1 protein-coding gene (running past one end of the window) is annotated in these 14,773 nt (G+C 64.3%); it reads left to right on the forward strand.

What is annotated here, in order from left to right; all coding sequences use genetic code 11:
* Positions 1–14,773 carry the 5' end (the start) of an IQM protein middle domain-containing protein gene (locus tag KO481_RS28070; protein WP_215921473.1) on the forward strand. It continues 38,786 nt past the right edge of the window, so the window shows 14,773 of its 53,559 coding nt (coding positions 1–14,773); the start codon lies at positions 1–3; the stop codon falls past the right edge of the window.

Here is a 14,773-nt window from a genome sequence, read left to right on the forward strand (position 1 = left end):
GTGGGTGATATTGATCTTCCGGGGCCGTTGCAGCCCTTGTCGTATTTGGCGGGTGCGCCGTGGCCCAAGGGTAGTGAGAACGGGATGTTCTCGCTGTCGACGTTCTGGTCGGATGCGTCCTCGACGGTGTCGGGTCAGATCGTGGATGAGGTCGAGTCGATCGTGGCGGCGATCGAGAAGGCGTATGTGTCGGGGCCGGGGCGGGATTCGTTGGTGGCGACGTTGGGGTCGTTGATTGATCCGTCTGGCAAGCAGTCGTTGCAGGCGGTAGCGGCCTCGATGAGCCAGCTGGCGGATTCCGCCGAGAAGGTCGGAGACCAGATCCAGGCGTTCAAGATTCAGATTTTGGTGGGGTTGGCGTGGTTGGCGTATGACCTGGCCACCGCGTGGATGGCGGGTCCCGCAGCCCCGGTGGTGGAGGCCGCGGAGATCGCGGCGACCGAGGCGGCGCTCGCGATTGTGCGGCAGGTAGTGATGGAGGTGATCAAGGCCGCGGCGGTAGGTGCGTTGATTCAGGGGGTGACCGATGCGTTGATTCAGGTGATTCAGATCGCGCAGCATCATCGGCATGGGTTCGATTGGAGTGAGTTCGGGCAGTCGGTGGCGGTGGGTGCGGGTGGGGGTGCGGCGGGTCATGCGATGGCTTCGGGGTTGGGCAAGTTGTTGGATAAGACGTTGGGGAACAAGATCGAGGGTGCGTTGGGGGGTCGGGGGGCCGCGATCACGTCGAATGTGGTGCGGGGTTTGGGTGGTGGTATAGGCGGCATTTTGGGTGGTTCGGTGGCCGCGATGCCGTTCAATAACGGGCAGTTCGAGTTGAATCCCGCGGGGTTGTTGGGTGGTGTGGCTGGGGCGATGTCGGGGGGCGTGCGGGGGTATCGGATGACCTCGGGTGGTGGGGGTGCGGGGGTGCATGTACCACAGATCGATCCGGTCACGATCAAGCCGGTGCCGGAGGGGAGTTCTGTGTTGCCGGGCCGCGGCGGTGTGCCGACGGGCAGTCACAGCGATAGTGATAGCCGGAGCGGTAGCAGCAGCAATACCAGTAGCGGTTTTGACAGTTTCGGTGGCAACCCGAGCACGCGTGCCAGCAGTGTCGATCACGACGCGACCGGCAACAACAACGACAACCGCAACGGCAGCAGAGCCGTCAGCGAGGGCACAAGCAACACCGAAACCGGCAGCGACAAAGGCAATCCCGGCGACACCAAGCGCATCTCCGGCAACGACAGTAACCAAGCCGCCGCTGGCAACAGCACGAACAGTAACGAAACCAACGGCAACCGCAACGGCAACGGCGCCAACAACATCCCCGGTGCGGGCAACAACCGCAACGACGCCGAGGACAACCACAGCACGATCAGCAGCCTGTCCAGCGACAACGGCAACCACGTCGCCGCGGGCAACCACAGCGAGGTCAGCAGCCTGGCCAGCGACAACGGCAGCGACAACGGCAACCACAACGAAAACAACCCGGCAGCCGACAACAGCAGCAACAACGGCAACGGCAACGGCAACCGCACCAACAACATCCCCGGTGAGGGCAACAACCGCAACGACGCCGAGGACAACCACAGCACGATCGCCAACCTGTCCAGCGACAACGGCAGCAACGTCGCCGCGGACAACCACAACGAAATCACCACCCCGCCAGCCGACAACAACAGCAACAACGGCAACCACAACGAAAACAACACCCCACCAGCCGACAACAGCACGGTCCAGACCGGCGGGCAGGCGCGGACGCAGGCGGGTGAGGGTGACAATGCCACCTCGTCGGTAGCGGGCTCGAGCAACGTGTCACCACGGCAGAGTTCGCCTGTGCCACAGGACCCGTCGATCCGGGAACCCTCGGTGGGGAGTGGCTCGTCCTCGCTGAAAACCGGGGACTCCCCGCCGATCACCTCCGAGACCAACCTCCCGAAGACCGCGCAACGGGCTGGTGTGGACCCGAACGATACGAGTCCCCCACCGCCGCGCGCCGCGGGCGCGAGCCGCACCGGTGCGCTGGATGACCGGCAGTCCGGGCCGCCGATCAGCGCCCGCAGCCAGGACCCCGGCCCCGCCAACCGGCGGTCGGTGTCGGAGGAACAACCCGACCAAAGCTCTCTCACGAAACGCACTGCGGCCCCGGAACAGAACGATCAAACCCTGCGGTCGAACAAGCAAGCCACGGACGAGCCGCCGACGACGAGGCAAGCCGCGGACAAGCCCTCGACGGGAAACAACCACATCGAGGAAACCGGCAAGGGGCCACGTGCGGGCACCGACAATCAGGGCTCGTCCAAGTTCTCGGGATCCGCGCGGTCCGACGATCAGAAGGTTTCCTGGGATCGTGTCACGGCCAATGGGCGTCGGTCGCAGTCGCTGCCCCCCTACGAGTTCAAGCTGTGGCGCGAAAACCCCGAAAACAACGACGGTGTCGCGTTGCTCGGTGACCGCAGCCACGCCGAGTTCACCGCGGAGATCCGTTCGGGCAACCTCACCGTGCGGCGTATCGGCAGCGAGAAACCTGTCGAGCTGGGCGAGCGCGGTATCGACAGGCTGATCGAGGAACGCGGCATCACCGAGATCCGCATCGGCCAGTCGGCGGATCACACCGACTTGGCCCAGCCGCACACCGGCGGCGAGGAATCATCGCAGTCCGAGCACTCACCGGCGGGCGAGAATACCGGGCTGAAGTGGACGGACCCGCGGGTACCGCACGCCGACGACGGCACACCGCTGCAGGAGCGGACCTCCCAGGAGTTCGCGGACGATCTGCCCACGTTCCGCGGTACCGCATTGCTCGGCGACCACGACAACATGAAACTCATCGCCCACGTCGACGACGACGGCGTGCGCGTCCTGGACCACAACAACAAACCCGTGGCATCGTTCGGCAGGTCCGAGCCCGAGGCCGCCGATCTGACCGCACTGCTCGCGGCCCACGGGATCAGCCATGTCAAAACCGTCCCGACCACGACCCCGCGCACCGAACACCCCGCCGAGACCCGCGACCCGCAACACCCTGCCACAGAACCGAACACACCCGCTCGAAAAGACCCGCCCGAAAAGAGCACGCCTGCACCGGATTCCACCGCACCGGTCACCAAGAAGACCGGCGGCGGGCGTACCACCTACAGCGGGGGCTCCATCCATCGCGGCCCCGGCTCGGTCGCCAAGGAACTGTTGCTCCGAATCCCGGGGATCGGACACCTGTTCCGCATGATCGCCGAACTCCTCACCCGCGACCCCACCGACCGAAACATCCACTTCCACGGCACCGAGGACCTCGTCCCCGCCCGCAACGAGACCCTCGTCCACAACGAAGCCCCCCTCACCCTGCGTGGCAACCCCCGCGCCACGGCCAAAAACACCGGCAACGACGGCAACCACACCGAGGCCACCGAGCACGACGGCAACCACACCAACACCACCGAGCACGACGGCAACCACACCGACACCGACAACCGCACCGGCAATCGCACCGACGCCAGCAACACAGATCACACTGACACCGACACTCCTCGGACCGATGCCACCCACGACGACACCGGCAACAACCGAACCGACAGCACCGACGAGGGCCACACCGGCACGAAACACGACACCGGATTCCCCGAACCCTGGTACCTCACACCAAAACTCGCCGAACAGTTCCGTGTCGTGCCCCACGACGGCAAGCTCTACTCCGCGCGCACCGGCAAACTCGTCCACACCCCCGACAGCCCCGCCACCCGGTGGCCCACCCGCACCCGCGCGCACCTGCTCCTCTCGGACCGCAACGGCAACGACTACATCGCCCCCGACCTCGGCTGGGTCCGCACTCACCAAGCGTTCGACAAACTCGGCCTCCACGCGGCCGGCACCGTCGAGGTCCACCGCGGCGTCCTCAAAACCGTCACCGACTACTCCGGCCCCTACATACCCGACCGCACCCGCCTGACGGACGTCCTGAACACCCGCCTGGCGGGCGTCGAACGCGCCGATGACTTCCGGCACCTGGACTACAACGGCAAACCAGTCCCCGACGAACACACACCAGTCTCCGACGAACACACGCCAGTCTCCGACGAACACACACCGGTCTCCAACGAGCGCACACCAGTCTCCGACGAACACACACCGGTCTCCAACGAGGAATCCACCAATTCACGGGATGACGAATCCCACCAAACCACCTCGCAGACAACGCGATCCGACGAACGCGACAACCCCCCGGACACCTCGGCGAACCCCACCACCAGGGACGCGACCACCCAAACCGAGCACACAAACACCAAAGACCCGACCACCCAAACCGAACACACAAACACCGGGGACACCGCAACTCGGACCGGCGGCACTAAAAACGAGGAAGCCCCCGAACAGACGCGACAGCGGGGCACCGATGCGGAACACCACGCAGCCCAGGAGCGCTTTAAACGGAACAACCGGATCATCGAATCCAAACAGCGGGTCGCCGAGGCCAAACAGGCACTGGAGGAGGCCACCCGGCAGGACCGCGCGGCGAGTGTTCACGCCACGGACGAAACCACCCGCAACGACCGCGCGGCGAGTGTTCACGCCACCGACGAAACCACCCGCAACGACCACCCGGCGAGCACCCACACCACCGACGAAACCACCCGCAACGACCATGTGGCGGCCGCCCAAACCGCGTACGACCATGCGGTATCCGAACACCTGGACACGCTCAAGGAAACGGCCGAGGATGCGTTGTCGGCGCTCGACGAGATACGTCAAGCCCCACCCCATGACGCCACCGCTGAGGACGTGGAGCAGTACAAGCACGCAGCGCGGCTGGTCCGGCAGTATTACCTGGCGACGCAGAGGGAGATGAAGGAGCTCGATCCGGAAACGCTGTCGAGCATGATGCGAGATGGCAACGAGGTGCAGGCCATGCGGGCCACCCTCGAAGCGATCCACCGAGGGACCGGCATGGAGATGCGGTTCAATCAGGTGTGGGGGTTGCTGGCCGCCCGCGACGGCTGGCTGATGAAGATGAGCACCGCCCAAGGCAAAACGCTGGTGTCGCTGGGGCATGCGCTGTGGAAGTCATCCCGGGTCGGGACCACCCAGGTGGTCACCACGACCGAGACGCTCGCCAACAAGGACTTCAAACGATACTTCAAGCCCACGGCGGATCTGCTGGGGTTCAGGGCCGTCCGGTGGAACCCGGAGGACAAGAATTTCACCGAATCGGATAAACCGACAATCCTGCTGCTGACCGATGCCGAGAACAAGACCGGCCGCCTCAAAGGCAATCCGCCGCCGGGTGACACGGTCATCCTGGACGAGGCCGACGCGGTCCTGGTCCACCGACAGACCACGCACTACCTCTCCGAGGACGGCGACAAGAAGGCGAGCCCGCAGCGAGCGGCCGAGTACCACGGGATGCGGGCATTCCTGGAAAAGCAGCTGGAACGCGGCGGGTTGACCGAGCAGGACTTCGGTCGCAGGCCCGGCCAGGTCGGCGGCCGGGTAACGGTGACCGACGCGGTGCGCGCCAAGGCTGAAGGTCTGTGGGGCAAGAAATTCAGCACCCAGGAGGCCACGGACTTCACCCGCACGGTCGAGGCCGAATACACCAAGGTCGACGAGCGGAATTACGAGGTCCACATCGACGCGGCGGGTAAGAAGAAGATCGTCCTGCTCGATATCGATGGCAAGCCGATGCGCGATGCGAAACTCTCGACCGAAAGCAAATATCAGGAGGGCTTGCATCAGGCATTGCAGGCCAAACACCATATAGCCGAGATAGATGCGGAAACCGATCCCGAGCAGACCAAGAGCATCACCGGTGAAAAAACCTACAACGCCGAGAACTACAAACAGGTTTCGGGAATGTCGGGCACCCTCAACGGCGCGCTCGCCGACATCAAAGCGAACTTCCCGGTGCGTGGCCTCATGGAAATCGAGGACCACCAGAAATCGCGGCTGCACGTGGAACCCGACCGGGTCTCGCCCACCGATGACGAGCGGTTCGCCGACGCCCTGGACAAAGTCCTCGAATTGCACGAGGCCGGGAGGCCCGTGGTGGCGATCGCCCCCTACAACGACCAGGTCGCCAAGCTCAGTGACATGCTCACCGCCCAGGGAATACCGCACCAGCGTATCAACGCCAAATGGTTCCTCAAGCATGAAAACTCCGACTGGGTCAAGGGACCCGAGAACACCGACTGGTTCAAACCCGCCGAACATGGCGAGCTGCTGACCCAGGGAGATGCCAACGCGCTGGCAGAAATACATTTGCAGCACGTCCAGGAGGTAGCCGGCGGGAAGGGCATGATCACGGTCGCTACCGGGCTGCTCGGTCGCGGCGCCGACATCTCGATCAGTGATGAGGTCAACGATATCGGCGGGCTACACGCGGCGATACTGGGCCGCGAGGCCAACGTCCCCGACGAAGACGAACAACGCCAAGCCCGCGCGGGCCGCAACAGCAAAAACGGTAGCGCGAGCTTTCACACCGCAACCACAGACGAGCTGTATACCGATTCGCATGATCCAGAGACGCCGATCGCGGTCTTCCACTACACCAAGGCCGCCAAGGACTACACCGAGGCCGTCGCCGAACACGACCGGCTCACCACCGAACACGACCACGAGCCCGCCACAGACACGCCCACCACCGGGGACACCGCCAAGCACGGCCAGGAGCCCGCCACAGACGCGCCCATCACCGCCGACACCGCCGCGGCTAAGGTAGCCGACGCCGCAGCACGGCTCGAGTCAGCAAAAGACAAGATCCGCGAGCTGACTCCACGACTGCAGCAGGCCGCCGCAGCCCGCGCCCAGTTCGCTCGCACACTCAGCCGCGGCACACCCCTGACCGTGCCTCCCCCAGCCCAAACCCCGCCCCCGGCGAACACGACCATCGAACAGCCGCTCCACCCAACACCAGAGCACACCGACGGCCAGCACCACTCGGATCAAGAACCCGCCCCGGCGCCGACGAATAACGCCCCGACGCCAACAAACAACACCCCGACGCCCTCGGAGCAACAGCAAGCCCACAACCCCGAACCGGCCTCGAACAACCCCCAGATCCCGCACTCCAATACCCCGCACGACTCGAAATCCGGCCAGTCCGACCATGATCCAGAGCACAACTCATCCAGCTCCGAGCGCGACGACTCGTCCGAGATCTACTCCCCGACACCAGAATTCACCCGACTCAAGACCAGCCAGCTCCCGGACTGGCTGTCCAGCGACAGAGCTCTCACCGGAACCCGGCTACTGTTCACCGACGAAACCCCGGCCACGACGGTCGAGGAGGAAACTCAAACCACGAGGGTCGAGCTCACAGGTGACGGCAACGTCCTGGTTCACGACGTCAACGGCAGAGGCGACATATCGGAATACACCCGTACTCGCAACGACCTGGTGGAACTCGTTCAGAACAGGCACGTCCAGACGGTCATCGTCATCCCCCCGGCGCCATCGAACAGTGCCACTACCGAGCCCGTCGAACCACAGCCTCTGCAACAGAACCCGCAACTGCACGCCGATGATGTCGAGGAGGCCCAGCAGCAGACCACCACACCACAGCCCGACGGTACCGACGACTCCGCCGACATCCACAACGACGCCGATAGTCACAGTGATGCTGATAGTCACAGCGACGCCGATAGTCACGATGACGCGGATAGCCACGGTGATCCGACTCGTCCGCAGCCGCCCGCCGAGGCGCCACCACCTCCGGCGCCGGAGATGGCTGGCACTCGCCATGATGGCAGCTCCTCGAACACCCCCCGGGGTTCGCGTCCGAACGCGTCGTCGTTCGACGGTTCGTCAGATTCATTGCTGCCCAATCGATCCGGTGCGTCCGGTCGCACCTCCTCGGTGTTCGAGCCGCCGGTCGGTGAGACTTACTTCGGTCCGGCCCTGGACAAGATCTTCGACGCCGCCGACTCCTATTCGGCCGGGCATCTGGACGGTTCGAAGTCGCCGGCCCAGAGCGTCGGTGCTCGACGGGACGACCTACAAGACGTGCCCGCACCGCCGGACCCGACACGCGATGCCCACCTCGACGAGGTACGCATCGGCCTCGGCCCCATCGAGGTTCCGAACGCTTCGGCGGACGATCGCATTCAGGTCTTCCACGACCCGGGCGAATTTCTCGCAGGGCTCATCGGGCAGGCGGGTAACGGACTGGCGGGCTACGAGCCCGGTACCCGCATCGAACTCCGCGACACCCACGGACTACTTCAGCTCATCGTCACGGGCCCCGACCGGGTCATGCCCCACTACCGCAGCTACGGCAACCCGAACATCCCATTCAACGGACCCACCCTCCAGGGCACCGCTATTGGCACCTTCCTCGGTACCCACTTCCACAACGCCGACCCCGGTTTCAACCACACGATCACCGGAGCCACCGTGCACCGCCCCCCGGCAGGCACCCCCGGTGCCACGACCCTGGCCGACCTCACGCACCATCTCGACCACAACACCCTGTTCACCGGCACCCGAATCCACCTGCCCGACACCACCATCGCCACCGTCCTCGGCAACGGCAAAATCGAACTCGATACCGGCACGGAACGGGAAGTTCTCACCCCGGCCGAATTCCTCACCCACCTGGGCGCCCTCCAAGCCCTCCAGGTCACCGTCGGCGAACCCCCTCTCACCCGGTGGAGCGACGGCCACGACGACCCGATCGCCGCCCTGGCCCGCTCACTCGGCCTCGACGACCCCCAGCAACTCCGCGATCGCCTCGCCGATCACCTCCACACCTACCGTGGCAACTACATCTACGCCGTCACCACCGACGACATCGAACAGCGCACCCGCGGGACAGGATTCCGCGACCACTTCACGACCGACCGCGCCGCCGCACTCGACAACGAAATCGCGGCACTACGCAACGGTCGCACCACCGACAACCGCTCCGCCGCGCATCCCGGCCTGCCATTCCGTCTCGCGGTCGCGGCCGACAGCCTCAACCTCAACATCCACTTCACCGACGCCGACGGCACCCAGCACACCCGCATCGTCAACCCCGCCCCCGGTACCCCGGTCCACTACCTCGGGCAACACCCCACCGACCACACCCACCACAGCGCAACTACCCTTGCCGGTGCGCCCCACACCGCAGCAATCGCCGGTACCCTTCTCACGTCCGAACAGAAAATCGTCCTCGAGCACGTCATCGCAGGTCATCAAAACCAGCGAATCGTCGAATATCTCGATAATGCCCTCGCGCCGGAGGGTTTCACCGGCGAGAAATTCGAGCACTTCAATTACCGGAAACTCGAAACTCTCCTCGTCACCGCGGCTTACGGCCTCAACCTCATCTCCCAACCCATCTCCAATTTCAATCCCTTCGTCCATCGCACCGAAATCGCCGACGCAGCTCTCCGGCGCAACCAGCTCGACCACGACACCAGCAACGGCCTGCCACGCCTCGCGCCGCTCACCGTTCACCCCATGAACACGACGGAGCCCCTGCAAAATGAGATTATCCAGTATCGTGCCGCGGGCTTCGGTACCTCTGGCGACATCAGCGACCATCGCGTAAAAGCGGGCAAAAACACCGGCAACACCAGGTCCAGGGTAAATGACGCACTGCGGGAGATCCACCGAAAGTTCGGGATCACCGAATTCAAACCAGTCGAGCGGGCTGCGGCGCTCTCGGCTATCGCCGCCGATCGGGACCTGCTCGTGCGGACCGTCATCACAGGACTTGCCGGCGCAGTCGAAGTGCCGTGGTCCGTGGAAAACAGGGTTCTCCAGGCCGTTGCGGCCGGCATTACCCAATCAAAGGATATCTACGAGAAGCTTCGGGTCAACGGATCTCTTGCTACTCAACGCGGCCCTGCCGCTTCCCAGCTAACGGTATCCGACGGTAGGTCGAAGCTGTTCCGACGTATCGAGAGTCGCCGTGCGGCCCACGAACCTCTTCCCGGCGCAAATACGGGAGCCGGAGGTGCGGCCGCGACGACGGAACAGGTTACAGCGGCTGAGTGGCTGATAGCCGATGCCCACAAACTGGTCAGGCAGGGCGAATTCGACAAGCTTTTCTTCGCCGCACTGGTAACGCCACTGCCCGAACAGCCAGCCTCGACAGCGACCGACGGCAGCAGTTCACACCAACCTTCCACCGGTATCGGTGAGTTTGCGGGTGGGTTGGCGCCTGTTGTGTGGCGGCCGGGTGGTGTCGGGCTTGCTGTGTTGCCGAATCAGTGTTTCTGGCTTGCTCTTGGCAGTATCAAGGGCCGGGTCGGTGGGGATGTGATATCGGATCCTCCGGATACGACTTCGCTGCGGGGGGTCACGCTGAGTGAGGCTCCGGTTTATACGGGTGGGCCGTTGGATCCGTATGACAGTTATGCCGCGTTCGGGGCGCAGTTGCTTGCGGATGGGATTGGGGCGAGTGCGCTGTTGGTGCAGGTTTATGCCAGTCCGGTGGGGAAGTATCGGATTGGCGGGCATGCGTTGGATGTGTTTGTCAATGAGGTGGGTGTTATGAAGTACAAGGATCCTAATTCCGAGGAAGTGCAGGATTTCCCGCCGGTGGATCGGTATGAGTTGGCTGCTACGAATCCGTTGTTTGCGACCAGGTATACGGGTACTGGTCGGCTCCTTCCGTCGCCGCCTCATGCCAAGCCGCTTTCCGCCTCCGACGCCCAAAAGACCTTCGGCCTCGGCCCCGACCACCGCGGCGAGGGCGGGACCACAGGATTGATTCCGTCTGCTGTTGTGGCCGAGATCCTTTCGGATGTGAGCCGGGAGGATCGGGTTGATTTGTTTGTTTGGGGGGCGTTCAAGGACAAGTTTTCGCAGGTTGTTTTCCCGGTCGGGACGAAGTTGGAGTTCACCGACAGTGCGGGCGGGGTGGGGTACGTGGGAACGGTGGAGGAGTTGCAGGGGGCTCGGTCGGTGCGGCTCGTTGGTACGGGGGATGTCGATGCGGTCGCAGGCCAGGTAGTGGTGGGTGTGGAGGAGTTCCGGGAGGGTTTGGGCAAGGGGTGGCCGGAGCTGAGTGCCGGGAGTGTCGTGCATGTGGTGCAGCCGGGGGCGGCTGCTGGGGTTGCTCGGGTGTGGGAGGCGGGCCGGTTTGTGCATGTGCTGGGTGATGGTGGTTTCGGCGTGGAGACGCGGGTGCGGTGGCGTGAGGCGTCGGAGGGCGGAGAGCGTGCGGTGACGGCGGTGTTGCGAGACGGGGGCCGGTTCGAGGTTGTGGGGTCGTCGGAGGTCTTGTCCGTAGCGGGGTTGAAGGAGCGTTTGCGTGGTGTGGGAGCGGTGGAGGTGGCAGCTGTCGGACGAGATCTTCCTGACGCCGATCAGCCCACACCTGAGGAGATACAGGTTCTCGATTCGGTTGCGCAGGGCAAAACTCAGGCGACGATCATCAAGGACCTCGAAATCAAAAGACAGCAGTTCAATAATATCTGGTGGAGTGTACTGGACAAATTGAGTCTGAAGGGTGTCCATGAGGCTGGTCCCATTGCGGTGTCAATGGGACGGGAGCGAGGATGGTTGCGACCGGATCCGTTGCCCGGCGATATCGATTTTGTGTATTTCGGGCGAAATCCGAAGTCCGATCGTGCGGAGTCGTTTACGCAGGGTGAGATCGACTATCTTTCTGCGCTGGCGCGATACAATCCGGGGAGGGGGAGGAAATATCAAGAGGTCGTAGCCGGAGCTATCGGTAGCTCGAAGACGACAATCGATTCCCGCGCTCGGTCGGTCTACGATAAATTCAAACTCGAGGGTAAGGATCGAAATTACCTGAATTTGGTGCCCGTGGCTCGCCGATGGGGCTTGCTGGCTCGCAAGCCCGAGCCGGGTGATCTGGATTATTCGGATGCGCGTCCACGTCCAGCGGCGGGTTCCGCCGCCGAAGTGTACGTCGGGCTCGGCCCCGACCACGAGGACACACCGGCAGACCACATGGCCGTCGCCGCTGCACAACCCACACCGGCCTTCGAACCCGAAGACGGCGACACCTACTTCGGCGACCACCTGCTCCGTGCTCTCGAAGCCGAGCTGCCTGTCGATGCCCTCGGCGCCGAATGGCCCAGCACCACGCATCCCGAGCGAACCTCATTCGACCGCACGAATCTCGAACCACCCACGCTCGAAGAGCACAAGGAATTCCTGAAAAAGCTCACGCCCGAGATGGAGGCGAAACTATTCCCGCCCATCCCGGTCACGATCACGGCCGGGCGCCCCCGGGACCCCGGCTCCCACGACGAGGACAGTGACGACAACAGCTCCGAGCGCGGCTCGCACGCGCCTTCGCGCAGTGCCGACGACGGCACCAGCGACGGAGACGAATCCAGTGACGATGCCTCGTCGAGCATCGACGGTGGTCCGGGGATTCTCTCCACCCTGAGCTGGATTTCGGTGGAGCACCCGAGCGACCCGGCCTCCGCCGTCATGGCGCGGATCATGAATGTACGGAGCCCCGAGGGCGTACACGACCGGATAGAGGAATATCTGAACCGCATCATTCGGGAGGAGGACGAGCGGCTCGGTGCGGTAAGACAAAAGTGGCAGCAGGGGCAGGTCGCCGAGGAACAATGGCAGGCCGCACTGAGGAATCGGCAGTATTTCGATGAGGGGATAGCCCAGCAGAGAGCGATGCTGGCGAACCCCAGGGATGCGCTGGCAGCGCCGTTCATATTTGCCAAGCACAAGCTCCTCGGCCTCGCCGCACGGGCCTACAGAATCAACATCACTGTCGTGAACGAGACCGGCAACGAATACGAGTACAGCCCGGCACAGGGCGACCCACGCGTGTATGTGCTCTACACGGAAGAGAATGACAGGCCCAGCCATTATGCGATCGGCGTCACCGAAGACGGCCATCTATACGCCGAGCGGGGAGCCGGCCTCGCCCCGGTGTCGCTGAGCTCCGAGCACGGTCCGGTGGTGCCTTCGGGCGAGATCCCGAAGGCGTCGACCCGGATGATCGCCTCGCGGCACATCCCGCATTTGGACGGCGCGGCCATCCGGAAGAAGAACCACGCCGAACGCAGGCCGATCGCAAGCAGTTCCGAGATCGGGCCCATCGCGAACGCCCGGACGCTCGACGAACTGCCCAGAGTGGAATACCACACCCCGGTCCGGTACATGAGTCCCGCTGAGCTCGAGGCGCATCGCCTGTTCGTGGGCCCCGGCGGCCGGTTGTTCCGGGCTGTCGACGGCCGACTCTTCGACACCACCAAGATTCCCACCGACGAAGGACCGAAGGGCGAGGGTCATGCGATCTTCGTGATGGACGAATTCGGTAATCTCTACGCGGGCATGAAGGACATCGGCCTCATCCATCACTCGTCGTTCCGGCGCGGGGGCACTGTCTGCGGCGCCGGTGAAATTGCGGTGCGCAACGGCGAACTCACCGTCATGAACGAGCACTCCGGTCACTACCGACGCCCCACCGGAACCAACCAGTACGCTCTCGAAAACGTCCAGGTCAACGACTACGTCTTGGATACTCTCCGGCGGCAAGGGCTCCGGCCTGCCGCGAACTTCACCAGGAACACCTTCGACGGTCTGCCCCGCGACCGCTTCGGCGAATTCGACCGCCAACGCGCCGAGGTCGAACGACGCCAGATCATGCTCGACGCCGAGGACGCGGCACTGACCCGCACGGGGAACGCCGACGCGCCGCAATTGCAGGTGCGACGCGAGTCTTTGCGCAACCGGCAAAACCAGCTGACTCGCTGGCGAAACGGGCTCGAGCAGAACATGATCCAGCCCGACCTCGGGGACGAACTCTTCGCGCACCCGGCCCCCAGAGGCCCCGGCGACCGGCTCATCCCACCGCAACTACCGCCCGGAATCGATGGCACCCGGCCATCGGTCCACAACGCCGGCAACTGGTGGGTCTACACCGGCAAATCCTGGTGGAACGACCTGCATTTCGACGATATCGCGCCCGATTACCAGCACGGCATGCTCGTCGACTATCCCGGTCTGCGCAATGGCGACGCCATGCCCGCCCCGGTGCGGCACACCCTCAACACCAGATACCTTCAGCTCGAAATCCACCGCATCCGAACCCTCGCCGGCACCTTCGAGTTGTTGCCTGCGAATCAGCGCCGGCAACTGCACAATCTCGAGGCCACACTCACCAACCTGTACACCGCCGAACTGGAAGCCGAAACGACTGCCCGGCAGGCCGGTATCGAGCGACCGGGCGTGTACCTGCTCGGCTTCGACCAGGACGCCGCGGGCCGGCGCGGACGCATCGTCATCGGTGTGGGGCCGATCGACACCGCGGCAACGGTGCACTGGCACATCCATGCCAAGGTAGCTCTCGGATCATCTGCCGGCGCAGTAGCCTCTGGAGCCCGAGATCACGCGCAAGCCACAGGCGCACACCATGATCACGCGACCGTGATCTGGATCGACAACGACTCCGCTACCGGGACCCGCAGGCCGTGGCTCAGCTCCGGGCCGGCATCCCAGCACGCGAGCACGGCACTGTCCGACTTCATCGTCACCCATCCCGCAGCGCGGCAGATCCACGTCTTCGCAGCGGAATCCATTGCGAAATCCATTACCCGACAGGTTGATTCGGGCCAGGTGACGGTCCACGACCGGGAGAACATCCCGCATGCGCAGGACGCGGCGGTCGACCTGCCCCCGCAGGCCACACCGCTGCCCGGACGACCGGCCCTCGAGGCGGTCGACGGCAGCAGCCTCGACCTGACCGGCAGCACCGCGATCCGCCGGCCGCGCCCACGCGGCGAACCGGCCCCGGAACTCCCCCGCGACATCCGAATCGGCGCGCCGCACGACCGTGCGGATGAACCACCTTCCGACGGCTCGC

Source organism: Nocardia albiluteola (assembly GCF_018860155.1).
GTDB classification, from domain to species: Bacteria; Actinomycetota; Actinomycetes; order Mycobacteriales; family Mycobacteriaceae; genus Nocardia; species Nocardia albiluteola.